This is a genomic window from Streptomyces sp. AN091965 (genome assembly GCF_022698285.1).
GTDB lineage: Bacteria > Actinomycetota > Actinomycetes > Streptomycetales > Streptomycetaceae > Streptomyces.
This window is the reverse complement of the sequence record NZ_JALDMY010000001.1, coordinates 418,903-443,891: the sequence shown is the minus strand read 5'-3', so window position 1 is coordinate 443,891 and position 24,989 is coordinate 418,903. Positions and strand designations below refer to the sequence as shown.

At 71.9% G+C, this 24,989-nt stretch carries 17 protein-coding genes and 1 pseudogene; 7 read left to right on the top strand and 11 right to left on the bottom strand.

Annotation, left to right across the window (positions count from 1 at the left end; genetic code table 11):
- Nucleotides 1-679: 679 nt before the first annotated feature.
- From MQV74_RS01735 to MQV74_RS01725, 3 genes are all read right to left on the bottom strand, one after another.
- Nucleotides 680-1,054 carry a fic family toxin-antitoxin system, toxin component gene (locus MQV74_RS01735; protein WP_242714214.1) on the bottom strand — a complete coding sequence of 125 codons (375 nt, stop codon included), beginning with the start codon at nt 1,052-1,054 and terminating at the stop codon, nt 680-682.
- Entirely contained in the window at nt 1,054-1,293 is a 240-nt protein-coding gene (locus MQV74_RS01730) for a hypothetical protein (protein ID WP_242714213.1), read from the bottom strand. Before MQV74_RS01730 ends, MQV74_RS01735 begins: the two co-directional genes overlap by 1 nt.
- 85 nt (nt 1,294-1,378) lie before the next feature.
- Entirely contained in the window at nt 1,379-1,948 is a 570-nt protein-coding gene (locus tag MQV74_RS01725; protein ID WP_242714212.1) for a TetR/AcrR family transcriptional regulator, read from the bottom strand.
- Between the two features lie 71 nt (nt 1,949-2,019).
- Between MQV74_RS01725 and MQV74_RS01720 the strand changes: the two genes are divergently transcribed.
- From MQV74_RS01720 to MQV74_RS01710, 3 genes are all read left to right on the top strand, one after another.
- Entirely contained in the window at nt 2,020-2,913 is an 894-nt protein-coding gene (locus MQV74_RS01720; RefSeq protein WP_242714211.1) for an NADP-dependent oxidoreductase, read from the top strand.
- A gap of 154 nt (nt 2,914-3,067) precedes the next feature.
- Nucleotides 3,068-4,192, top strand: coding sequence for an FAD-dependent oxidoreductase (locus MQV74_RS01715; RefSeq protein ID WP_242714210.1), 1,125 nt, complete (start codon nt 3,068-3,070; stop codon nt 4,190-4,192).
- A 71-nt stretch (nt 4,193-4,263) separates the two neighbouring features.
- Nucleotides 4,264-5,190, top strand: coding sequence for an NADP-dependent oxidoreductase (locus MQV74_RS01710; RefSeq protein WP_242714209.1), 927 nt, complete (start codon nt 4,264-4,266; stop codon nt 5,188-5,190).
- Between the two features lie 5 nt (nt 5,191-5,195).
- On the opposite strand, the gene MQV74_RS41075 is transcribed toward MQV74_RS01710, so the two are convergent.
- The gene (locus MQV74_RS41075; RefSeq protein ID WP_242714208.1) at nt 5,196-6,665 is read right to left on the bottom strand and encodes an FG-GAP repeat protein; all 1,470 of its coding nucleotides are present in this window, start codon (nt 6,663-6,665) and stop codon (nt 5,196-5,198) included.
- A gap of 507 nt (nt 6,666-7,172) precedes the next feature.
- On the opposite strand from MQV74_RS41075, the gene MQV74_RS01700 reads away from it, so the two are divergent.
- Nucleotides 7,173-7,727, top strand: coding sequence for a hypothetical protein (locus MQV74_RS01700; RefSeq protein ID WP_242714207.1), 555 nt, complete (start codon nt 7,173-7,175; stop codon nt 7,725-7,727).
- A 208-nt stretch (nt 7,728-7,935) separates the two neighbouring features.
- Entirely contained in the window at nt 7,936-9,060 is a 1,125-nt protein-coding gene (locus tag MQV74_RS01695; protein ID WP_242728475.1) for a hypothetical protein, read from the top strand.
- Between the two features lie 187 nt (nt 9,061-9,247).
- Here MQV74_RS01695 and MQV74_RS01690 read toward each other — a convergent pair whose 3' ends face one another.
- The 3 genes from MQV74_RS01690 to MQV74_RS01680 all read right to left on the bottom strand — a co-directional run bounded on the left by MQV74_RS01690 (nt 9,248) and on the right by MQV74_RS01680 (nt 12,246).
- Nucleotides 9,248-10,267, bottom strand: coding sequence for a helix-turn-helix transcriptional regulator (locus tag MQV74_RS01690; RefSeq protein WP_242714206.1), 1,020 nt, complete (start codon nt 10,265-10,267; stop codon nt 9,248-9,250).
- A 64-nt stretch (nt 10,268-10,331) separates the two neighbouring features.
- A complete protein-coding gene (locus tag MQV74_RS01685) occupies nt 10,332-11,459 on the bottom strand; it encodes an FAD-dependent monooxygenase (protein ID WP_242714205.1) in 1,128 nt (375 codons plus the stop codon).
- 280 nt (nt 11,460-11,739) lie between these two features.
- A complete protein-coding gene (locus MQV74_RS01680) occupies nt 11,740-12,246 on the bottom strand; it encodes a carboxymuconolactone decarboxylase family protein (RefSeq protein ID WP_242714204.1) in 507 nt (168 codons plus the stop codon).
- A gap of 511 nt (nt 12,247-12,757) precedes the next feature.
- Between MQV74_RS01680 and MQV74_RS41070 the strand changes: the two are divergent.
- Nucleotides 12,758-12,979, top strand: a pseudogene (locus MQV74_RS41070) (helix-turn-helix domain-containing protein); the annotation flags it as partial.
- A gap of 18 nt (nt 12,980-12,997) precedes the next feature.
- On the opposite strand, the gene MQV74_RS41065 reads toward MQV74_RS41070, so the two are convergent.
- Entirely contained in the window at nt 12,998-13,591 is a 594-nt protein-coding gene (locus MQV74_RS41065) for a hypothetical protein (protein ID WP_308402220.1), read from the bottom strand.
- A 105-nt stretch (nt 13,592-13,696) separates the two neighbouring features.
- Complete coding sequence (locus MQV74_RS01670; RefSeq protein ID WP_242714203.1) at nt 13,697-16,327, bottom strand: DUF6185 family protein; 2,631 nt, start codon at nt 16,325-16,327, stop codon at nt 13,697-13,699.
- Nucleotides 16,328-16,741: 414 nt separating this feature from the next.
- Here MQV74_RS01670 and MQV74_RS01665 point away from each other — a divergent pair, with 414 nt between their 5' ends.
- Complete coding sequence (locus tag MQV74_RS01665) at nt 16,742-17,881, top strand: serine hydrolase domain-containing protein (protein ID WP_242714202.1); 1,140 nt, start codon at nt 16,742-16,744, stop codon at nt 17,879-17,881.
- Between the two features lie 105 nt (nt 17,882-17,986).
- On the opposite strand, the gene MQV74_RS01660 is transcribed toward MQV74_RS01665, so the two are convergent.
- Nucleotides 17,987-18,559 carry a hypothetical protein gene (locus MQV74_RS01660; RefSeq protein ID WP_242714201.1) on the bottom strand — a complete coding sequence of 191 codons (573 nt, stop codon included), beginning with the start codon at nt 18,557-18,559 and terminating at the stop codon, nt 17,987-17,989.
- 334 nt (nt 18,560-18,893) lie between these two features.
- Complete coding sequence (locus MQV74_RS01655) at nt 18,894-24,959, bottom strand: non-ribosomal peptide synthetase (RefSeq protein ID WP_278194063.1); 6,066 nt, start codon at nt 24,957-24,959, stop codon at nt 18,894-18,896.
- Nucleotides 24,960-24,989 lie beyond the last annotated feature (30 nt).

Here is a 24,989-nt window from a genome sequence, read left to right as displayed (position 1 = left end):
GCGGAGACGGCCGCTGGCTCGTCACCCGCCCGACGGCTGTCGCTCTTGGCTGGTAGCGATTGCCTGACAGGTACTTAAGTGCCTGGAGAGGCGCATGACCAGAGCATCCCAAAAATTGCCCGGCTGCTCAGCGACAGTTTTCAGCCATGCGGTAAGCGGGCGTCACCATCCGTGACCGGCCCCGCCGATCGCGGCACCCAGACGGCGCGCGGCCGCGGCCCGGACGCTCACGCCCCTGTACTCGCGGGCACGGGGAACGGGGACGCTGCCCTCCGTGGACGTGGGCAGACCCCGGTGACCTGGGTAAACTCCGCGCCGGAGCCGGGACGTGACGTCCCGCACGCGCGGCGGCGGCGCCGGTCTGCGCGGGTCGCGGACAGGCGGCTGAACAGGAGCGGGACCGGCCGTGCGGCCCGACGACGCGATGCGTACCCGCTCACGATGAGCGCGCGGAGGTTCGCCGTGGCCCCGCCAAGACTGGCTGGACAATGCTCATTTGCCGCCGATGGTGGGGGCGGGCGGTGAGGTCCGCGAGGGCACTGCCGCGTTGGCTGCGCACCGTGAGGCGTCAGCATCGTGAGCGCGACGCGCTGGGCGGAGACGGTGCTGCGCTGACGAACGGGATGCGCGGCGCAGGTGATCGGCTGCCGTCCGGCTCTCCGCCCGCAGGGCGCGCGGGCTAGGCGGTGGGCCAGCCCTGCAGGAGCGTGGCGATCCCCGCCGCGGTGCAAGTGGGGTCCAGGAGCAGGTCCTTGAGGGCGACGGCGTGCTCGCGGGTGGGTTTGACGGTGATGCCCGCGGCTTCGAGGTACATGACGCCGGTGGCGGCGGCGACCGCGAGGTTGGAGCGCTCCAGCCAGCGGCAGCGGCCCAGGGTGTGGACCAAGGCGGCGGCCTTGGCGTAGGGGCCGTCGTAGACGGGCTGTTCGAACAGTGCCGCCCGGTGGCGGGCGACCGCCGCGATGGGGACGCCGTAGTCGTCGGGGGCCGGATCGTTGGCTTCGGCGGCTTCGGTGACGTGCAGGATCCAGGAGACGTCGACGTGCAGCTCCATCAGGCCGCGTGCGCTCCCCGGGATGCCTGCTGGGCCTGCTCGGCCTCGTCGAAGACGGCCTGGTGCTCGGCCAGGAATCCGGCGGCCGCGTCCACCGCCCGCGCGCGCAGACCGCTGGCGTCCTCCTGGACCAGCCGGGCCAGGTAGTCGCCGATGCTCAAACCCAGGTCGGCGGCGCGCTTCTTGGCCAGGTTCGCGACGTCCTGGTCCACGCGTGCGCCCAGTTGTGTCTTCGCCATAGCACGCATGGTAACAGCTGTTACCCAGGTGTCGAGGGGCGTGCGGATCGGCGCGGCAGTCCGCCCTGACGCCTGCGCGTGGAGCTCACGCGACGTCCCACGCCGCCTCGATCATCCGGAAGATCTCCTCCACTGTGGCCTCGGGGTCGGCCGCCTCCCGGGCCAGTGCGTAGGCCTCGATCACGAACCTGGCGATCGTCCGGCAGGCGGTCGCGCTCTGGGGCAGGTCGGGGGCTGCGATGAGGGCCGTCGCCAGCGACTCCGCGTGACGCAGGCGCATCGACTCCTCGTACTCCCGCAGAGCGCGTGACTCGTCGATCATGCGGTAGATCGCGGCGGTGCCGTCCGCCGTGCAGTGCCGGATCATGGCCTGGATCTCACGGTGCAGGGCGGGGATGAGCGGCTCGTGCGGCGCGCGCCCGGATACCGCCTGCGTGAGGCGCTGCTGGAAGTCGTCGTCCTGCTCGAAGACCAGCGCCTCTTTCGAGGCGAAGTGGGAGAAGAGCGTGGTGACGGCCACGTCGGCCTCGGCGGCCACGTCGCGGATGCCCACCGCGTCGTACCCGCGATCCAGGAAGAGCCTCATGGCGGTGTCGGCGATCTTCTGGCGGGTCGCGGCCTTCTTGCGTTCACGGCGTCCGGTCGGCACGGTCATGGAGCTGACACTATCAAATCCAAAGGCGCATCCGTTTCTAAACGCTAACCGTTAGTGCTACGGTCGGTCGCATGAAGAGAGTGAGCTTCGCCGAGTTCGGCGGTCCCGATGTCCTCCGTCTCGAAGACGCCGAGGAGCCCCATGCAGGCCCCGGCCAGATACGCGTCGCCGTGCGGGCGGCGGGCGTGAACCCCGTCGACTGGCGGATCCGCGAAGGCCAGTTCCAGCAGGTCCGCCCGATCGAGCTGCCCGCCGGGGTCGGGCAGGACGCCGCCGGGGTGGTGGACGAGGTCGGCGAGGGGGTCGACGGCGTCGAGGTCGGCGACCACGTGTTCGGGCGCGGTTCGGGCACCTATGCCGAGCTCGCCCTGCTCACGGCCTGGGCCCCGCTACCCGAGGGCCTGACCTTCGAAGAGGCGGCCGGGTACCCCTCCGTGGTGGAGACCGCGCTGCGCATCATCGACCAGGCCGGGGTGCGGCCCGGGCAGACGCTGCTGGTCAGCGGGGCGTCCGGGGGAGTCGGCTCGGCGGTCCTGCAGATCGCCCGCGACCGGGGCATCACGGTGATCGGCACGGCCGGGGCCGCGAACCTGGACTACCTGCGAAGCCTGGGCGCCCTCGCCACGACGTACGGCGAGGGCTGGGTCGAGCGGGTACGGGAACTCGGCCGGGTCGACGCGGCGCTCGACCTCGCAGGATCGGGCGTCATCCGCGAGCTCGTCGAACTGACCGGGGACCCGGACAAGGTGGTCTCCATCGCCGACCGCGGCGCGCCGGACCTCGGCGTCCGGTTCTCCGGTGTGACCGGGGACGTGCCGCGCGCCCTCGGCGCGGTCGTCGACCTCGTCCGGCGCGGAAAGCTCCACATCCCGGTCGAGAAGTCGTACGCGCTCGCCGGGGCGGCGACGGCGCACATCGACAGCCAGGCGGGGCACACGCGCGGGCGCCGGGTCATCGTCGTCTGAGCCACACCCTCCCCGGCCGCACGGCCGGGGAGGCCTCCTGCCCTCCCGCGATCCTGCCCGGTCGCACGCCCCGGCAGGCCGCCTCGCGATCCTGCCGGGCCCACCCGAGCAGGATGCCCGCCGCCCGGCGGGCCCGCGACACCCAAGGAGCCCCATGCACACCCCTGTCACCATCATCGGCGCCGGACTCGGCGGCCTCTTACTGGCCCGCGTCCTGCACCTCCACGACATCCCGGTCACGGTCTGCGAAGCGGACCCCTCTCCGGCGGCGCGTACGCAGGGCGGGATGCTCGACATCCACGACCACACCGGCCAACTCGCCCTCAAGACAGCCGGCCTGACGGACGAGTTCCGCGGCCTCGTCCTGGAGGGCCGCCAGTCGCTCCGGCTCCTCGACCGCAGCGGAACCGTCCTGTTCGAGAAGGGCGACGACGGCACGGGCGATCGCCCCGAGGTGCTGCGCGGCGAGCTGCGCCAACTCCTGCTGGACTCACTCCCGTACGGCACCGTCCGTTGGGGCCACAAGGCCATCGGCGTCCGCGCCCTCGCCGCGGGCCGCCACGAGGTGACCTTCGCCGGAGGCGCCACCGTCGTCACGGACCTGCTGGTCGGCGCGGACGGCGCGTGGTCGAGAGTCCGCCCGCTGCTCTCCGACGCCACACCCGCGTACGTCGGCCGGTCCTTCGTCGAGACCCACCTGTACGACGCCGACACCCGCCACCCGGCCACCGCGAAAGCGGTCGGCGGCGGCACCCTCGTCGCGTTCGACCCGGCAGGGAACGGGACGTGGCTCGTGGCCCACCGGGAGAAGGACGGGACTCTCCACGCCTACATCACACTGACCAAGCCGCAGGGCTGGTTCGCCACCCTCGACCTCACCGACACCGCCGCGGCCGCCGCGCGGATCGCGGAGGAGTACGACGGCTGGGCGCCGGAGCTCACCGCGCTCATCACCGCCAGCGATGCCGCGCCAATCCTGCGCCCCCTCCACGCCCTGCCGGTCGGGCACCGCTGGGACCGGGTGCCGGGAGTGACCCTGCTCGGGGACGCCGCCCACCTCTCCACCCCCAACGGCGAAGGCGCCAACCTGGCCCTGCTCGACGGCGCCGCACTCGGCCGGGCCCTCGCCGCGCACCCCGACGACGTCGAGACCGCCCTCACCGAGTACGAGCGGGAGCTCTTCCCCCGGGGCGCGGTGGCCGCCGCCGCGGTCGCCCACGCCCCCACACCGCAGGACATGATCGATTTCTTCACCGGCGGAGAGCAGGCGGGGATCTGACGGAGCCCCGGAGAGGGAGCGTCAGCCGGCTCTCCTCCTGAACCACTCTCACCCATCTACGGAGGTTGTCCGTGTTCGCTGTGCAATACCACCGCTACGGCGGTTCCGAAGTCCTCTGCGTGGAGGAGGCCGAAGAGCCGCACGCCGGGCCGGGGCAGGTCCGCATCGTGGTGCGTGCCACCGGTGTCACCCCCGCTGACTGGTACCTGCGTACGGGGATGCTGCGAGGCATCGCCACCCTCGACTTCCCCCACATCCCCGGCATGGACGCCGCCGGAGTGGTCGACGAAGTGGGGGAGGGGGTGACCGGCACCGCCGTGGGAGACGAGGTCTTCGGACTCGTGCCGGCCGCCGACCAGGGAGGCGCCGCGGCCCAGTACGCCGTCCTCGCGGCATGGGCGCCCAAGCCCCGGTCGTGGTCCTCCGAGGAAGCGGGCGGTGCCGCGGGCAACATCGACACGGCCACGCGCGTCCTGGAGGCCCTGGGAGCCGCCGAGGGCATGACCTTGCTGATCGAGGGAGCCGCCGGAGGCGTCGGCACCATCACCGCGCAACTCGCCCGGGCCCGCGGCCTCACCGTGATCGGCACCGCGAGCCGGGGCAACCACGCGTTCCTCGACCGGCTCGGCGTCGTTCCGGTCACCTACGGGGCTGGCCTCGCCGACCGCCTCGCCCCCCTGGCTCCGCACGGAGTCGACGTGGTTCTGGACGCGGCCGGCAAGGGCTCCCTCGCCGAACTGGTGGCCCTCGTCGGCGACCCGGACCGCGTGGTGACCATCGCGGACTTCGACGCCGACCGCCACGGGGTGCGGTTCTCCCGCTCCCCGGCAGGAGAGTCGCCCGGCTGGGCAGGACTGCCGCTGGCGGCCGAACTCGCCGACCGCGGCGGCCTCACCGTCCCGCTGCACGCCGTGTTCCCGCTGAAGGAAACGGCCACAGCTCATGACGTGAGCGCCTCCGGCCACGCGCGCGGCAAGATCGTCATCACCGTGCCCTGACGGCCTCAGCGACTGCTCAGCGGCTTCCCGTACTTCTGTGCCGTGGAGAGGTACGGGAGGCCGAGGGTGCGGGGCGAGAAGGCCAGCGAGCCACCGGCCGCACCCCTGGGGAAGAGCCACGCGGCGCCCAAGGAGACGTTCTCGCCGGGGGATCCGACCGTGACGTCCGGTACGCGGTCGGCGTCGTAGTCGCCCGCGGCGACCGCCGCGCCGAAGGCGTCGCCCGCCTCGGCGACGCCCCGGACGCCGGACGTGTCCTGGTTCCAGGAGACGGACCTGGCGGTGCCGCCCGCGTCGAGCAGGCCCCGGGCGCCGCCGCGCAGCAGCCAGGCGGCGCCCGCCCCCGCCTTGTTTCCGATGGCCTCACCGGGAGCGCCCGCGATCAGGTCGTCGCGGCCGTCGCGGTTGACGTCAGCGACGGCCAGGGAGGCACCGAAGCGGTCGCCTTCCTCGGCGACGCCCGGGACCCCCGGCGTGTCCTGGTTGAGGGTCTGGGAGCGGCTGCCGAACGAGCCGCCCGCGCGGCTTCCGTAGTGGACGTGGACGCCGCCGCCCTTGGCGAGCCCCTCGGGCCCGCACGGGTCGTCGATGTTCTCGTCGGCGATCTCACGGCACTCGCCGAGCGCCAGGTCGTCATGGCCGTCGCCGTCGAAGTCACCGGCGGCCAGGGCGGTCACACCGGCGTTGTCCGTGTTCCAGAAGTTGGCCATCTCGGACCGGTCGGCGTCCCACTTCCACAGGCGTACGTGGGACTGCGTGCTGGGCCGGCCCGCGGTCCAGTACGCCACGCCCAGGTCCGCCGTGCCGTCGCTGTCGAAGTCACCGGTGGCCAGGACGGGGGCGCGGCCGCCCATGGGGGCGGCGACGACGGTGGTGACCATGCTGTCCTCACCCTGGATGACACGGGCGACGACCTTGTCCGTGCCGCCGACCACGATCGTCTTGTTGGCGCCGCCGGTGAGGTGGGCCGCCGCGACCGACTTGCCGTACGCGGCCGACGGCGACGGCCCGGTGAGGACCGTCGACCCCGGTCCGGGCCCGTTCCGCGAGCCGCCTACGACGATGACCGTACCCGCGTCCGTACCGCGGTCGGTGACGTCCTCACCCGGGGCACCGGCGAGCAGTTCCGCGATGCCGTCGCCGTTGAGGTCGGTCAGGGCCACGGACGCGCCGAAGCGGTCACCCGCCTCCGGGGTGCCGGGAACCTCGGAGGTGGCCTGGGTGACGCGGATGCTCCCGTGGGCGCCGATGCCCCTCGGGCCACCCCGGACGACGTTCACGTACCCGGCCTCGGCCCGGCCGCCGACGGTCCCGCCCGGGACGCCGACGGCGAGGTCCGCGTAGCCGTCGCCGTTGAAGTCACTGGTGGTGGCGCGGGGCGCGGCAGCGGCGGCACCGGACGGGAGCACGAGCCCCGTGGTGACCGCGGCGGCGACCGCGATGGCGTACGTGAGGATGCGGCGGCTGTGTGGCACGGAGGCTCCCACTCGGTCGACGGGACGAGGACTATCCGGTCTGACTGCCGAGGGGCGGGGCTGGTTGTACGGAGTTCACCGGGGGTTGGGGCCGGGTTCGGGGCGGCCCGGCCTATGCCGGATCGCCCGTGGTGACCGGCGTTTGCAGCACCTTCGCCCGGGATACCGAAAGCGTTTACCCGGGCAGGGAACGGGCTCTCCCTTGGGCCGAGCGGGCCCCGTGACGGGGTTTGCCTTGCTGTTCGGGCATGTCGGGCCGTGGGGCGATGAGGGGGCGGTCGGTCATGACCGGTCAGTTTCTTTGCAGTGGCGGGCGCACGTAGTCACCCTCACCCGGTGTAGAAAGGTCCGCGCAGCCCGAGTTGGTGAACCCATCGGTCGCGACAAGGCTGCGAGTTTGCCGATGTGGGCTGTGGACGATCCGTGAAACGCCTCCGGCCGTACGGCCGGAGTGAGCACGAGCATCGCAAGCGTCAAGCACGCTGTCCCTCACGATCGGAGTGATCCATGTTGTCACGCACGTCACGCATTGCTCTCGCCTGTTCGACCGCTCTGCTGTCGGCAGCTCTCGGCACCGCCACGGCGAACGCCGCCGCGCCCCAGCCCGCGGACAACTGCGTGGTCAACGTCGAGAACGGGAAGTCCCAGTGCTTCACCACGTTCCGGCAGGCCATCGCCGCGACCACGCACGGACGCATCACCGACGCCCCCTTATCGGCCAAGGACCTCGACCAGGCGCTGGTCGAAAGGCTCAGAGGATCCGTCAACACCCGCGGGGCGCAGGACGTACAGCTCGGCATCATCTATGAGCACTCGAACTACGGCGGCACGTCGGTCACCTACAGCGCCGGCAGCGGCTGCCAGAGCGGCAACGGCCGGGACTACACGACCGACATCTCGGGCGGCATGAACAACGCCACCAGCTCGCTGACCACGGTGTCCTGCTGGCTGGAGCTGTGGGACTCGCCCGGAACGGGCGGGACCCACCAGGAGTACCAGCAGTCGACCTCCTACGTCGGGGACGCGCTGAACGACCGGGCGTCGTCGATCGCCTTCCTGTAGAAATCCCCCTCCGGTGCCTGGCCCCGTCTGTTCGCGGGGCCGGGCACCGTCCTTGTGTGCCTCACCGGCCGGGCCTTCGAGGAGAACTACCGCCCGCCGAGAGCGTGTTCCACCGGTCCTCGGGGTTTGTGGCGGTGCGGTGAAGCGGTGTGATGGAGTAAGGGAACAGAGGTCCGAGAGGCAAGAGGGCGGGGAGGGCGCGGAGCGCATCGTGAGTGGGGACAGGAAGATATCGGACGAGGAGTGGGAGCGCTTCCTGCGGGACGCCGAGGCCGGGAGCGCGGGCGCACCGGAGGAGCCGTCGGCGCGGGCCAGGATGGTGGGGCGGCGACTTCAGGAGGAGCCCGGTCCACCGGCCGGGTGGCGGACGCACCAGCCCTCCTCGCGGCTAGCGGGCGGCAGAGCCTGGTACGTGGTCGGGCTGCTGGTGGCGGCCGTCCTGCTGGTGGTGGCGCTGGCTGCGGGGCAGGTGTCCGGATGGTTCGGGGGCGACGACGGGGGCGGAGGGGACAAGCCCCTTGCCGCCGAGTCGGAACGCCCGAAGCAGGCACCCGCGCGGGAGGCGGAGCAACTGCCCACGGTGGACCGTCCGTTCAGGGGCTCTCCGGCGGCGCGGTGGAGCGACGGGGCGGCGGGGATCCATGTGCCGCCGGCGCGGGCGACCGGTTGGATGAGCAAGGACCAGGTCGCGCAGGCGCTCGCGCGCAGCCGGGACTTCCTCGCCCACTCCAGCCTGGACGAGGACGTGCTGCGGGGGCAGCGGCCCAAGAAGGCGATCGCGCTGATCAACCCGCGCCAGCAGGACGTTCGGGACTACCTGGCCACCGCCTTCGACACCCCCAGCCGGAAGAACGACCCCCTGCTGCTCTTCAGCCGCTTCCCGAAGGCCGAGGTGCGACTCGCCGGTGACGTGGTGAAGACGCGCGGGCGGATCACCTTCCGGGAGGGAAAGCGCGGCGCGCTGGAGGTCGTCAGCGACGTCACGTACGTCTATCCACTGGTACGGGCCGCGCCGGGAAGCGACCGGGCCGTACGGGGGAGCGACGAGGTCGTGCGCACCATCGTCCGGCGGGAAGTGGTGATGAGCTGGGACAACCCGGCGAAGGTCATCACCGAGCCGGGCACGTTCTCCCTGGTGTCGTACAAGGCGGACTACACCAACGGAGGCTGCGACAACGCCACCGGCTACTTCACCCCCAAGTTCGGCTCCGAACGCACCGCCCCTGGCGCAGCGGACGGCCCCGAGGTCGACCCGTACGACCGGAGCACGTCCATGGACACCCGCATGCGGCAGGGCGGCGGGGACGGATGCGGTGTCGCCACCCGGTCGTGACGGCGGTGCCCGACGGCCGCCTGGCCGGGTCACGGCCTCGGCGCGGCCTTCACCGGGCCGTCAGCGGTCGTGACGTACTCCCCGCCGCCGGACGGCGGTGAGCGAGCCGAGGGCGGAGCCACAAGCTCTCCCGTCTCCGGCCCCACCGCTCGGCTCCGGGCGGCGCCGCTCCCGCATGCCCACGGCGCTACCTGCGGCTCGCGGTGGCGGAGGGCAGTTCGGCGAAGCGGGCGCGGTACTGACCGGCGAAGCGGCCGAGGTGCGAGACGCCCCACCGGTAGGCGATCGCGCCGACGGGATCGGTGGAGGTGAGGATGTCCTCGCGGATCCGGTCGAGCCGCAGACCGCGGACGTACGACATGGGGGAGAGGCCGAGCCGGCCGCGGAACGCGGAGCTGAGGGTGCGCGGGCTGCATTCTGCGGCGTTGGCGATGTCGCCAAGGCCGATGCGCTCGGTGAGGTTCGCTTCGATGAACGCGAGGGCCGCCCGCAGGGAGCGCGGGTGGCCGGGGCGCGGGCCGTCGTGCAGCTGACCGGTGTGCGAGTGCGGCTGGGCCAGGAGCAGGGCGGTGACGAGGCAGCGCAACTGGCTGCGCCGCAGCTCCGCGCGCTGGAACAGGGGGTCTTGCGAGTCCAGTTGCTCGAGTAGGGAGCGGACGAGGAGGCGCACCGCCCGGCCCTTGGGCTCGGCCAGGTCGAGGGCGAAGTCGAAGCGCACGGTGGACACCGGCGGGTGCCCGGTCAGCGCGGTGAACTCCTGGTCGACCAGGGCGGCGTCGATCCGCAGGCCCAGGAACCCCGTCCGTTGGCCGTGCAGGGGCCGCAGTTCCTGGGTGTCTCCGGGGTTGACGACTCCCGCCGTCGTCTCGTCGAGGGTCGCCCGCAGCGCGCCGCACGATGCCGAGACGGCCCCGGAGACCCCGATGTTGACGAAATAGGAGCCGCGGGCACGGCCCCCGGCCGTGGCGACCCGTACGTCGAGGGGCGAGGCGAAGTAGCCCACCGCGAAGTCGTGCGCGGCGACGCCGCGCAGTTCGTGCTCGCCACCGCACAGCTCGTCGAGGGGCGATGCGGCGATCGAGCCGCCGAACAGACGGGTGGCGGCGTTCAGCAGGTCCGCGGGGTTCTGTGACCTGGTGATGAGGTGGTGGCGCAGCGGCGTCGGCACGATGGTGGGGCCCTTCCCTAGGGGCCCATGGTCGACCATGGAGGTCGGTCGTCGGCTGCCCTTGAGCCGGGTGCGCGGAACTTCCGAGGGGCCCTCCGCCTGGTCACGCGGGCTCGGCCATGAGCCGGTGGCAGGAGTCGGCCAGCGGATACGCTTCGTGGTGGCGCCGCGCCTGCTCCAGACCGGCGATGGCCACCGAGGTCTCCACGAGCGTCCGGCACCGCTTCGCGCGTCGGCTGACGAATGCGTGGAGCCCCCGCTCGACGGACTCGTGCCGCGCGAGTTCCCGGGCCAGTACGAGCCCGTCCTCGACGGCGAGGGCGGCCCCGCTGGCCATCTGCGGTGCGGGTGCGTGCGCGGCGTCCCCGATGACCACGCCGTTGCCTCGGTTCCAGGCGCCTTCCAGGAGTGCCGTAAGGACCGGGCGACGCACCACCGATGCCGATTCAGCCACCAGAGAGCGGATCTCCTCCACCCGCCCCGGGAACCCCTCGAGGAGTTGCCGCAGGCGCGGGGCGAGTGCGGCGTCGGGCAGGACGCTCCGCTCCACCCTGTTCTCCGTCAGGAACACGTACGCCTGTCGGTCCGAGAGGGGTACGAGTCCGGCCGTGTCGGCCTTCCCGGCGAACTGATGGATCCCTGTGGCCCAGCGCGGGCGGGGCACCAGAGCTCGCCAGACCCTCTGCCCGTGAAAGTCGAGCGAGGCCTTGAGCCCCAGCAGGCTCCGCACCGCCGAGCGGATCCCGTCCGCGCCCACCAGCAGCGCGACTTGCCGTACCGTCCCGTCCGACAGCCGTACGCGGACGAGCTCCCTCTCGTGATCCACCGCTGTCACGGTCACCCCGTGGCGCACCACCGCACCGCACCGCCGGGCTTCCGCCAGCAGGATGCGGTGCACGACGGGACGCCCGATGCCCACCATCGCGGGCCGTCGCGCACCGATGAGGCGCGGCAACCGGGCCTCACCCGCGGGCTCACCGTCCACGTCCACGTGCGTGATCGTGCTCATGCCGTAGCCCTCGGCCAAGCACGCGTCCGCGAGCCCCACCTCGTCGAGCGCGCGCAGCGAAGGGCCGGTCAGACACAACCCCCAACCAGAAGGGGCCTTGGGCGGGCCGACCTCGGCGATCTCCACCTGCCATCCGGCACGGGCCAGAGCGGTGGCCGCCGTCAGACCAGCGATGCCCGCCCCTACGATCACGGCCGTCCGTACCCCGCGATACCTGTTCATGTACGCCTCCAGAGCGCCGATTTCCGCGAAACCGTAGAGCGCGTCGAGGCTCCGTCTTGTCCGCATCGGGCAGCGGTCATCCACTGGCGGCAAGCGGTCGTCCGAGGAGGAGGCCGGAGTCGGATCCGCACCCCTTCGTCGGCGGGCAGCCCCGGCCAGGCGCATGCGCGGCGGCGGCCCGGACCGCCGCCGCACACTTGAGGCCATCGTGGAGCCGAGGCCGCCCCGGGCTCGGCTCAGGCCCCGGAATCCGAGCGAGTGAGCCGAGCCCTGTGGTGGGTTACTTCCACGGATCGGTGAACGAGCGCCCGGGCACCGGCTTCGCGATGAGCGCCACCGGGATGAAGAAGTTGACCTGCCCGATCGCGAACATCAGCGTGGCGAGCGCCTTGGGCTCGTAGTGCGCGGCCGCCTCGGCGTACAGCTCGTCGGAGACCCGCTCACCGTCCGCGGACGGCTGGAGCACCGCCTCCGTGAGGGCCAGTGCCGCCCGCTCGGCGGCGGTGAAGTAGGGCGAGTCCTGCCAGGAGGCCACCGACGTGATCCGCTCCTCCGACTCCTCGGCCTTGCGCAGGAAGCCGGTGTGCAGAACGGTCAGATAGGTGCTGCCCACGATCTGGCCCGCACGCAGCTGCACCAGACCGATCGTGGAACGCGGCACCGAACCGTTGCCGGTGACCTTGAACAGCGCGGCCGACACCGCCGCCAGCTCCGGAACGAGCTCCGCGGGGTCCTCGGACAGACGCGGCTCCATCGGGATCTCCGCCGTGATCGAACGTGTTCCCATCGTTGTCTCCTTATGTCGTCTCAAGACCGTGCATCGTGCGGTCACTGCCATGACGGATGGCAGCGGGGAAATGTGACCGGGAGGAGCCCGTCTTTTCTGCTCGACTTCGGAATCTGCCCTTCACCCGGTGCGGAAGGTGGCTCGACTCGTCCGCTACGACGGCCCGTTACAGGGGCTTGATGACGCGTGAGCTTCTGCTGCGGAGCGCGGTCGCCCTGATCGGCAAGGCCTCGGTGGCCATGGCACCGCTGGCCCTGGCGTTCCTGACCAGACAGAGCGCGGGCGGTCACGCCCTTGCCGGCGCCGCCGGTGGTCTCAGCTACGGCCTGCGGACCTGGCCCGGCTGCGCAGGGGCCCAGAGGCGTGGGCTACAGCCTCGCCGCGGTGCTGTCCGCCGGCGGGCGCTGCTCGGCGTGCCACTGGGCATCACTCAGTGGACCATCGGGCACCACTCGGCCGACCACCGTGCACCGGTTGAGTCTCCCGTCGGGGGAGACCCCAAGCTAGGGGCATGCACAGCGACACCTCATCCTCCCTCTGCTCCATCGGAGAACTGGCGCGCCGGACCGGTTTGACGGTGAAGGCGATCCGGTTCTACTCCGACAAGGGACTCGTTCCGCCGACCGACCGCAGTCGGGTGGGCTACCGGCTGTACGGCCCCGACGCGCTCGCCCGTCTGGGCCTGGTCCGGACGCTGCGCGAGCTCGGGCTCGACCTGGCGACCGTACGCAAGGTGCTGGACCACGAGGTGTCACTCGCCGAAGTCGCCGAGGCGCACGCCGACGCCCTCGACGTACAGATCCAGTCCCTGCGGCTGCGCCGGGCGGTCCTGCGGGCCGTCGCACGGCACGGCCCCGCCCCCATGGAAGTGGACCTCATGCACCGACTCGCCACGCTCTCCCGCGCCGAACAGCACCAGCTGGTGGCCGACTTCATCGACGCCGCCTTCGCCGACGGGGACGCCAACCCGGAGTTCGCGAGCCTGATGCGGTCCGTCCTGCCGGAGCTTCCCGCCGATCCCACCCCGGACCAGGTCGGAGCCTGGGTGGAACTCGCAGAGCTGTGCCGGAGTACGGAGTTCCGGGCCGCGATACGACGCGTCGCCGAGACCCAGGCCCAAGAGCCCTCCCCGGGCGCGGTCGGCGCCCTGCACGACGACCTCAACCAGGCGATGCGCGAACGCGTCTTGGAGGCCGCGACCGTCGGCATCCTCCCGGTCTCCCTGTTGACCGCGCCGCTCACCGACTCGCTGAGCGACCTCTACGGGTACGCGTTCGAGCACGCGGGCGGCGGCGACCTGCGCCGCTGGCTGCTCGCCCGCCTCTGCCTGACCACCGACCCGCACGTCGAGCGGTACTGGCGCCTCCTGTCGACGGTCAACGGATGGCCCGCCTCACCGAGGCTGGCTCCTGTGTACACCTGGTTCACCACCGCCGTGGGGTCACGGGGCTCAGGGGCTGACGCCGGGCAGCACCCAGGGCGGGCCGGCGTTGTCGGCGAAGAACTGCACGATCGTCGCGATGGCCGCGGCCTGCGCGAGGACCCAGGCGAACTGGAGGGACAGGTAACGCGTTTGGTACACCGCCGGCAGCAGGCTCAGGACGCCGCGCCCGGGCAGGAGGTCTCCGCGGAACGTCTCCACGTCCATCCGGACGCCGGTCAGGGTCAGGATGAGCAGCATGGACACCGCAGCGAAGGCGAGCGCTGTCTGTTCCTCCCCCAGACCCCAGTTACCGAGGGCGAAGACGCCGATCGGCCCTGTGTAGGCGGCGGCGAGCGCCAGGGCTTTGGCCGGGCCGCGCCGTCCGGGAAGCTGCTGCCACAGCGCGCCCAGGAGGAATCCGGCCGCCGCGTACCCGACCTGCCACAGCACGAACTGGGTGGGTACGTCCGGCAGTCCGAGCCGGTCGTACAGGATGCTGGTCAGGGCCTCGCCGCGCAGTTGGTTGTCCCAGACCAGGATGGCGCTGAACGGCAGGGCGACCGGCTGGGTGAAGCGGGCCGCCCGGACCCCGTTCTCCCACCAGCTGTCGCAGGGGCCAAGCGCCAGGGCGGCATCCACCACGGAGACGTCACGGGGCAGCCGGTCGGGGCGCCCCGACGACGCGCGCCAGCGGTGCAGCCGACGCAGTCGGGTCTCCACGTCGCGGCGCGCCGCCGTGCCCTGGGCGGTCTGTTCCTGGGCCGCGCCGCGCAGCTCGGCGTGGAGTTCGCGGTGGCGGCGGGCCCGCTCCAGCAGCCGGTCGCGGTGGGCGGCGGACAGGGTCGTGGCGAGCGGCTCCCCTGACACGCTCAACGGCCGGGCGGGGACCGCCCGGCGGCGCGTCAGGCGCAGGATCCCGGCGAGGGCGAGGAAGTAGAGGAAGAACCACGACCACGCGACGGCGAGGCTGGCCGTGTACATGCCGATGTCCATCGCGGCCGCGACCGGGAACAGCAGCAGGAGCAGGAACCGGTCCACGGCCGAGGGGCCGCGCCGCGCCAGGGCGGTGGCCCGCGCGCCCCTCACGGCCCGGCTGCGCAGCACGGCCAGGATGGCCAGGCCGCTGAGCAGCCACAGCATCCCGTACCACCACCACTGGGCGTTGTCCGTGAACCACAGCAGGTTGCTGCGCAGCTCGGCCTCGTGCCAGGCACCGTAGCCCCATTCCCATGAGAGGGCTCCGGATTCGTCGGTGACCAGGCTCGTCGGATGGATGCGTGGGGAGAGCCAGCTGGCGCGGTTCCAGTCCCGCTCGGCAGCCGCCGCGTAGCAGACGCCCACGATCGCGACGACCGCGCCGACCCCGGCCGTCAGCGGCCAGGCACGTGCACGCTGCTGTCGCGGCCGCCACAGGCCGCTGTCCACGGCCAGACGGCGTGCCGCGAGCGCGGCACCGAGCAGCGGCAGGACGAACGAGCAGACGGTGGCGGCCCACACGACGGCCACGGTCGCGTCCCCGGGGGCGGGCGGCTGCACGAACTGTTCCGGGTCGAGCCCCACCGCCCCGGGCACCAGGGGCACCGCGGCACAGGCACCGAGCCCGGCACCGAGCAGGGCCACCGCGCGCGACGGCCGGGCGAAGCACAGCAGCAGCGCTCCGGCCACGGAGGAGGTCAGCCAGGCGGAGGGGGCGTACGCCGCCGGCTGTGCCCAGTCCAGTGTGTTCTCGAAGGCACCGACCGCGGCGAGGTACACGTCACGGCCCTGGACGGTGAGCGCGACGCCCAGCAGGGTCAGGCTCCAGTTCCGCAGGTTGGCGACGGCCCTGGCCTCGACGGGATCCGGCACACCGTGCCGGGGCAGCACGATCAGCGCGTACCAGACCGCCACGACGACAGCGATCTGCCAGAGCAGGCCGCCCACGGCGCTGTACACCGCGTACGGCGGTGAGTTGTCGAGGGCGGAGAAGGAGCGGGGCCAGGCGGGCTCGATCCCGACCACGACCGGTGGGGGGCCGTGGGCACGGGTGGGCCGCCACACCAGCGCCCCGTCGTCCTTCTTCGTGGTGGGGCGGGGCTCGGCCGAGCGGGCGCCGGGGCGGCCGGGTCGCACGGTGACTTCGCGCCACCGCGCCTCCCGCAAGGTGTCGGGTGAGGCGAGCCGGACGTCCCAGCGGGCCTTGCTCACCTCCACGGTCCAGAGTCCCACCCGGACGGTGCCGCGCTGGTTCACCCAGGCGTGGGTGGACAGGCGGACCTCCAGCCACCTCTGGCGGGACGACCCTTCACCGGAGGGGTCGTTGGCGGGTGCCACTGCGGGGTCGTTGTTCCGCCACTCCTCCCAGCGGGTTTCCACGCCGTCGTGGTCTCCCCTGGCCAGGCAGCGCATGGCCCGCCGGTATGTGTCGGATCCGGTGCTGAGCAGCAGGTGGGCGGCCGGCTTCCAGGACATGGGAACCGTGAGCTTCATGGTGGCGGAGGCCTTGGCGTAGGTGCGGTGGTCGTGGTCGATGCGCAGCCGTGCCTCGACGGTTGCCGGTTTGAGTCCGCGAGTGTCGCAGGAGCCGTCGGCTGTGGCCGACGCGACGACCGCGTACGCCTCCGCCACTCCTGAGCCGGTCAGGAGCCCGGCCAAGAGCACGGTGAACAGCCCTCTCAAGCACCACGACATGCCAACCCCCGACCCCGTCTCGCCCGACCTCCGCACAGCGTGGCGGGGCACGCCCCGCACAGCCATACGTCTGAAGGGCTCGAACATGGGCCGAACGGCGAGTGGACCATGCGGCTGCACGGCGTGCGCGGACGGCGTCCACCAGGCCTCGCCTGAAGCGGCCTCCCCGGGTACGCATACGCATCGCCGGGACTGTGCGGGGTGCGGCACCGAGCCCTCTCGTGCAGGACCGTGTCTACGGGGTGAGGTCCCGAGGGGGGAGGCCTCAGGGGCGAACCAGGAGCCCGCTCCCAGGGGGTATCAGGGTCCTGTCAGGGTGATCACTGATGGACAACGGCAGCTGCTCACAGCAGAGTTGATCACACCGCTGAGGCGCGTCACCGCTGCTCTGGAGGAACCTTGATGCGCAGACACCTCGCTCTCGTCGTCCTGGCCCTGGCCACCGCTGTCACCACGGGCCTGGCGGCGCCCGCGACCGCCGTCCAACGAGATCCTGTGCGACAGAGGTTGGACACGCTGCTGCACTCCGACCACGCCCCCGGCGCGCTGGCGAGCGCGATGGACCGTAGTGGGAACCTCCGCACCTACACCGCGGGTGTGGGGGACCAGGACACGCACGCGAAGGTGCCCCGGGACGGGCAGGTGCGGATCGGCAGCGTCACCAAGACGTTCACCGCCGTGGTCGTGCTGCAACTGGTCCACGAGGGCGAGATCGCTCTGGACGCCTCGGTCGAGACGTACCTGCCGGGCCTCGTGCGCGGAAAGGGGATCGACGGACAGAAGATCACGGTGCGTCAGCTCCTCCAGCACACCAGCGGACTTCCCGACTACGAGGCCGACGTCACGAACGACATCCTCAAGCGTCGCTACCTCTCTCCCCGCGACGCCCTGGACGTCGCCCTAGCGCACGAAGCCGTCTTCACACCCGGCACCGAGTGGGGCTACAGCAGCACGAACTACCTGGTCGCCGGTCTCATCGTGCAGAAGGTCACCGGACGGCCCCTCGCCGAAGAAGTCGACCGGCGCATCGTCCGGCGCATCGGGCTTCGCCACACCTACTTCCCCGCCCCCGGCGAGACGACCATCCGGGAGCGCCATCCCCAGGGCTACCGCCAGGGTCCCCCGGGCGCACCGCTGCGCAACGTCACCGAGATCGACCCCTCCGCGTCCTGGGCGGGAGGCGCGATGGTGTCCACCAACTCCGACCTCAACCGCTTCTTCTCCGCGCTGCTCGACGGCGGCGAGCGGCTCCTGAAGAAGGACCAGCTCAAGGAGATGCGCACCACCGTCCCCCTGGAAGGCCCCGGCGTCCCCGCGGAGAAGCGTCGCTACCACGCCGGACTGGGGATCGTCAGCGTGAAGCTGCCCTCCTGCGGCAAGGTGGCCTGGGGTCACAGCGGCGCGATACCGGGCTACGGAACCTGGGCCGCGGCCACCGACGACGGCCGTGCCGCCAGCGTCTCGATGACCCTCGAACCGAAGAGCGGCGAAGCCGTGAAGCACCTCGAAGAAGCCATGGAGGCGGCACTGTGCGCCCGCTGACCGCCAGGCGGCGAGACAGCGGGCCGCCTCCGGGGAGAGGAGACGACCCGCTGCGGATGCCAGGGGCTTACGGTCGCGTACGGGGTGCTGGTCGCGTACGGGGTGCTAGCAGGCCTTGATGTAGCCGACGGGGGCCCAGTTGCCGTTGGTTCCGTAGGGCGCGGGCCTGGTGTGGGAGAGGAAGCGCTTGTTGTGGTCGTACCAGCTTCCCTGCCGCCCCGGCGTCTGGTTGTTGTACCAGGAGCCGCCGCTGCGCCAGGCGCCCGGCTTCTTGTAGAGCACGTTGCACTGGTACCACTCGCGTTCCTGACCGGTGTAGTTCCTGCCGGAGTAGCCGCACAGGCGCTTGTACGTGCAGGTGTGGCGCGCACTGGCAGCGGTGCCCTCGGCCCGGCTGCCGTTCAGCTCCCGTACGTACTTCTCGCCGGGCAGCGGCACCAGCAGCCTGCCGTCCGCGTAACGGATCTCGTTGGCGGCGGTCTGCTTTCCACCCTCCTTGGCCAGAAGGGTGTCGATCGTGCTCTGTAGCCTGCTGGCCTCGGAGGCTGTCAGGCCGGAGTCCATGGCCTGGCTCCGGAAGGCGGGCTGATCGGCCTGGGCCGACGGGGCAGCCAGGGCCACGCCACCGCCCAGGGCGATCGAGACGGTCACGAGAGTCAGGCTCTTGCGAAGATTCATCTGCTGGCTTCCTGTGTGGACGCTGCGGTCTTGGAATGCCGCGCCCCAGGTACGCCCTGCCCTCCGCGTGAACGGCAGGGCGTACGGAAACGAGGGGGGAGACACGCGGATGCTCCGCGAAAGGGGCTGTCCACCCCCTCGCCGGGACACGGCGACTGAGGCCGTGCACCAGCGATTCCAGCGCCCACGCCATTGTCCGGCAGCCCGTTTCCGCACCACGGGACAAAAACGGGGTGCGGGTGGGGTGGTTGGTGGTGCGTGTGACGTTTTCGGCGTGCGCCGGGACGGGCTTAGCCGCCCCACGCATGGGGCGGCGGGGGCTGGCACGGCCGGTCTAGCGGGCGAGGCCGCGCCAGAAGGCCGTCATCATGTGTCGGTCCAGGGAAGGAATGTCCACGCCGAGGCGCGTCAGGGCGCGCAGAGTGCGGTGGTTGTCGCTGGTGTCGCCCGGAACGGCGCGGCCGGACCGTACGGCGGCGGCCTGGTCGGCGTACTGCTCGAAGACGCTCAGATAGGGCAGGAACGGCAGGTCGCGGCCGGTCCCGCTCGCCTCGCGCAGGCGGTGCAGGAACGCGTCGAGGGACACTGGTTGCGACCGTGTGCCGTACAGGTCGTCGTGCACCTCCATGAACGTCCCCGGATGCGTCAGCCGGGCGTGGTGCAGATGATGCGCGGTGCCCACGGAGTCGTCGAAGGCGAGCGCGACCAGGGCACGGGCCGTGACGTCCACGGGCAGCAGGTCCGCCTCGAGCACCGCGTCCTGCGGGTAACAGCCCAGCGCGGCACAGGTGACGAGGAGGCGGCAGAACAGGTCGTCCCGGTTCACGACACCCCGCTCGGCGTCCGCCCACACCCGGCCGAGGCGGTACACACGGGCCGCGGCCCCGCGGTCGACGGCGTGCTGGACCATCCGGTCGGCCACCCACTTGCTCGCCGTGTAGCCGTCGGCCGCCGCGTGACGCAGTCCCGCCGTGGGGGAGTCCTCGGTGATCCGCCGCGCGGCATCGGCACGCCCGAAGATCCCGATCGTCGACACATGGTGGAGACGCTTGGGCGCCCCCTCGGCCATGAGCTGCAGCAGACACGCGGTGCCCCCGACGTTCGCGGCCCTGAGCCGCTCGTACGGCGACAGGTGGTGGACGTACGCGCCCGCATGCACGATCGTGTCGACGTCGTCCCGCAGCCGCCGCCACACCGCCGCGTCCAGCCCGAGGCGGTCCTCAGCCAGGTCGCCCCGCACCACGTGGACGCGCCTCCCGCCGGAGCCGACGGTGATGCCGTACGACCGCAGCACGTCGTCAAGCCGGGTCCGCCCGGCCTCCCGCGACGCCGCGCGCACGAGGCAGTGGACGTCCGCGTCGGTCCGCTCCAGCAACTCCCGCAGCAGGAAGGCACCCACGAACCCCGTGGTGCCGGTGAGCAGGACATGGCGGGGCCGAGCCCCGAAGCGGACACCGGCCGGGAAACGGAGGGAAGGCGTCAGCCGCGCCTCGCTCTCGGGCACCGGGACGTCGGCCGGCGCCGCGTCGCCGGTCCCCAGCGTCGCCACGAGGGAGCCGAGCCCGCCGGGCGTGGGCGCGGCCAAGAAGTCCCGCACCGGCACGCGCACACCAGACTCGCCCTCCACCCGGGCCAGTAGCCGTACCGTGAGGAGCGAATGGCCACCGAGGTCGAAGAAGTTGTCGTCGAGCCCGACCCGAGCGGCTTGCAGGACCTCCGCGAACAGCGCGCACAGCTTCTCTTCGCGAGGCGTGCCCGGAGCCCGGTAGGGCGTCGCGGAGGTGAAGTCGACCGTGGGCAGTGCCGTGACGTCGAGCTTTCCGTTGGGCGACAGGGGCAGCCGCGGCAGCAGCACGAACGCCGCGGGCACCATGTACTCCGGCAGCCGCCGCGCCACGAACTCCCGTAGACCCGATGTGGTGAGGTCGCCCGAGCCCGGTGCGGGGACGACGTGGGCGACCAACTGCTCGCCGCCCGCCCCGGGGCGCGCGATCACCGCGGCCCGGGCCACGCCCGGGTGAGCGGTCACCGCCGTCTCCACCTCGCCCGGCTCGATGCGGAAGCCACGGATCTTGATCTGCGAGTCGGCGCGGCCGACGTACTCCAGGTCCCCGGTCTCGGCCCAACGGGCCAGATCGCCCGTGCGGTACATGCGTGCGCCTGGCGGACCGTAGGGGTCGGCCACGAACCGTTCCGCGGTCAGGGCGGGACGGCGGTGGTAGCCGCGTCCGACACCGGCGCCGCCGACGTACAGCTCACCCACCGCGCCCAGCGCCATGGGGGCGAGGCCCGGGCCGAGGACGTACGCCCGCAGGTTCCTCAGCGGACGGCCGATCGGCACACCCCCGGCGTAGTCACGCCCGGCGTCCAGGGAGTGAGCCGTCGCGTAGAAGGTCTCACTGGGGCCGTAGCAGTTGACGACGCGAGCCTCGGGCCAGTGCGCCCGGATTCGCTCCACCAGGGTCGACGTCAACACCTCACCGGCGAGCATCAACACCTTCGGCTCCATCCGGTCACCGAGACGGTCCACCAACTCCGTGAACGCGGAGGGAACCGAGCTGATCACGTCCACATCCCACGCGTCGCGCTCGGCCAGCGCCAGCACGTCCCGGACGATCTCCACCCTGCCGCCGGTGGTGAGGGTGGAGAACAGTTCGAACGCGGCGACGTCGAAGCCGATCGAGGTGCTGGTGACCATCCGCCAGCCGGGCGCCACGCCCACCTGCCGGACCAGGTCGTCCAGGGCGTTGACGAGGTTGGCGTGGGTGATGCCCACGCCCTTCGGCAAGCCCGTCGAGCCCGAGGTGTAGATCTGATGCACGAGGTGGCCGGGGTGGAGGGGGCGGGTGCGGTCCCTGTCACCCAGGTCGGTGCCGAGGTGTACGGAGACGTCGACGCGGTCGACGGGCAACAGCGGCGCCCCCTGCCCGGGCAGCACACCGGCCGTCACGGAGTCGGTCACGACAAGCCGTGGCCCGGCGGTGCCCAGGACGTGAGCCAGGCGCGCGCTCGGGTGGTCGGGGTCGACCGGCACGTAGGCGGCCCCGGCCTTGAGCACCGCGAGCAGCGCGATCACGAGCTCCGGCGTGCGCGGCAGCACCACGGCCACGGTGTCGTCAGGGCCGACGCCCCGGCCCACGAAGACGCGGGCGAGCCGGTTGGCGCGCTCGTTGAGCTGCGCGTAGGTGAGCCGCTCGCCGTCGCAGAGCACCGCGACGGCGTCCGGGGTACGCGCTGCCTGCTCCTCGAACAGACCGGTCACGGTCCGTCCGCGCACCTCGGCCGCGGTGTCGTTGAACCGGTTGAGGACCAGGTCGCGCTCGTCCTCGTCCAGGATCTCCAGCGCCGCCAGCGGAGTGCGCGGGTCGCTGGCGAACTGCTGGATGACACGTCCGAGCCGGGCCGCGATCCGCTCGATGTCCACCGCGGTGAACATGTTGTCCTGATACTGCAGGCCCAAGCGCAGGTGCGGGTCGGTGGTTCCGGCCAGCAGCAGGGGGTAATGCGTGCCGCTGAGCACGCGGATGTCGGTGACGGCGACTCCCGCCGAGGCATGGGCTCGGGTCAGCCCCTCCCGGTCGACGGGGAAGGACTCCAGCAGCACCATCGAGTCGTACAGGGTGCCCAGACCGACCGCCTCGTGGATCTCGCTCAGGCTGTGATGGTGGTGGTCCATCAACACGGTCTGGTGCTCCTGCAGCCGCGTCAGGACCTGCGCGAGCGTCTCGTCCGGGGAGTACCGCACCCGCACCGGAAGGCTGTTGATGAAGAGGCCGACCATGTCCTCCGAGCCGATGAGCTGAGGCGGCCGACCGACCACGGTGGTGCCGAAGACCACGTCCGTCCGCCCGGTGAGGTGGCCGAGCAGCACACCCCATACGCCCTGGAGCAGGGTGTTGAGCGTGATGCCCAGCCCGGCGATGTGACGGTGGAGAGCGCGCGAGGTCGCCGTGGCGACGGGAATCTCCCACTGGGCCAAGCCACCGACCTGTTCCGTCGTTCCGGCGGCGAGCCTGGTCGGCTCCGTGACCCCTGCCAGTTCACGGGCCCAGGCTGCGGCGGCCGCCGCGCGGTCCCGCTGCGCGAGCCACACCAGGAAGTCGCGGTAGGGGCGTACGCGTGGCAGCGCGGAGGCGTCTCCCTCGGCCTCGTACAGCAGGACCAGGTCGCGCATCAGATGGGAGAGCGACCAGCCGTCGTACAGGGCGTGGTTGACGGTCAGCACGAGTTCGCTGTGCTCGGCGCCCATCCGTATGAGCGTCATGCGCAGCATGGGCGGCCGGGCGGGTTCGAAGGGTGCGGCGTGGTCGGCCGCCAGCAGTGTCTCCAGCGCCTCGGCGCGCCGCTCCTCGCCGAGGCCGCGCAGGTCGACGACCTGCCAGGGCAGTTCGACATGGTCCAGGACGAGCTGGACCTGCTCACCGGCTGCGTCGGTGACGAACGCGGTCGTCAGATTCGGGTAGCGGCCGAGCAGGGCCTGGCCCGCGACGCGCAGGCGCTCGGGGACCACGGCGCCGGACAGGTGCAGGACGAACTGGACCCGGTAGGCGTCGAAGGAGGAAGCGGCCATGGCGCTGTGGAAGAGGATGCCGGACTGCGCCGGAGTCAGCGGCCATACGTCGACCAGGCCAGGGTACCTCTCCTCCCAGGCCTCCAGGTCGCGCTGCTCGACCGTCACCAGGGGAACGTCCGAGGGGGTCAGGCCGCCCGCGCCGGGCCGGGCGGCGTGGCGGGCCAGGCCCTCCAGGGCGGTGGTCCACAGGTCCGCCAGCTCCTGGGCGTCCTCGCGGGTGAGCAGCCCCGCCGGGTAGTCGATCTTGGCGACGAGCCGCGGGCCCTGCTCGCCGTCCAGGACGTAGGAGTTGATCTCGATCGGGGCCATTGCTGGCATGTCCGCGTCCAGATCCGGGGAAAGCCCCTCCGCGTCCGCCGCGATCGTCCAGCCTGTGTCCTTGGTGGTGCGCCGAGGCCGGTTGTCCGCGCCGGACCGGACGCGCGGGCCGGGTGCCGCGCTTCGTTCGGCGGCGGGTACGACGTCGATCCGCCCGAGCGGAACGTCCGGTGAGGAGACCAAGGCCCGCAGCGCGGCGATCAGGCGGTCGCACAGGCGCCGGAGGGTGTCCGGGGTGTGCACCGCGGCGTTGGCGTCGACGCGTACGTACAGGTCACTGGAGGGCCGTCCGTCGAAGTGCAGGGTGTACTGCGGGTCGTCGACGGCACCCACCGGCGAACCGGGCAGCATGTGCGCCCTGGCGCCCGCGAAGTCCAGTTCCTGGACAAAGGTGATGACGTTGAGGGTGGTGCCGAAGGGGCTGGAGCTGGGGCCGGCCGTACGGGCCAGGTACCGCGCATCCGCTACTTCTCGTACGCCTCCTGCGGCTGGTGCGTCCTGTGCGACGCGGTGGACATCCGTGAGCCGATGCGCGCAACCGTGCCGGAGCACGTTCTTCCTCTCCTTGGACACCGAGTGCGCGAGGTCGGTGAACGTGGAGGAGAGCGGTACGTCGAAGCGCAGCGGCACGATGCCCGCCTGGAAGCTCCGGAAGTCCCTCGTGGCGCCCGTGCTGCCGGAGACCGGCACGGAGACGGTGAACTTCCGGCGCCCGCCCAGGTGTCGGAGGCATACTCCCGCGGCCGCCGTCAGGAGCGTCGTGAGGGACACCCCGATCGTGTTCGCGGTCTTCCGCCAGGCGTTCACCTCCGCGTACGGCACGGATGCCATGTGGTGGACGGGGGCAGGCGGGGCCGGACTGCGCCTGCCCGGCAGCCGCAGCGGATCGGGCGCCCCGGCGAGGTAGTCGTGCCAGAAGGCCTCGTCCTCGGCGATCCGCGTCGACCCGTCGTGGCGCACGCCGTCACGAACGCTCAGTTCTGGTGCATCCACCGGCGAGTCCGGGAGCGGAGCTCCGTCCACCACCGCTCGATAGCACGCGGCGACGCGCTCGGGCAGCAGCCGCAGGAGGGTGTAGTCGTCGGCCACCGCATGATGGGCACTCAGGATCAGTACCCGCCGTACGTCCGATAGCTTGATCACGCCGACCCGGAACAGCTCGCCGCGCTCCACGTCGAAGGGCTGCCACTCGATCTCGGCGGCGAGGGCACCGGTCGCCGTCACCGGGTCGGCCGCGTCGCTCACATCGAGCACGACCGGCTGCCAGGGGGCCGTGCCCTCCTCCCGGACGGCCTTCCGCGACTCGCCGTCGACGGTATGGAAGGTGACCTGTGCGGCGGCATACGCGCGATACGTCTCACGCACCGCCGTGAGCAGCGCGTCATCGTCGATCATGCCGCTGAGGAGCCAGCGCGATCCGCGGTTGTCGGGTAAGTCCGAGGCTGACTTCCGAGCCCGCCAGAGGGCTTCCTGAGCAGCCGAAACACGTAACGAACGCAACGAGACCATCCCCCTGATGACCTGTGGTGGCCCGCGTGC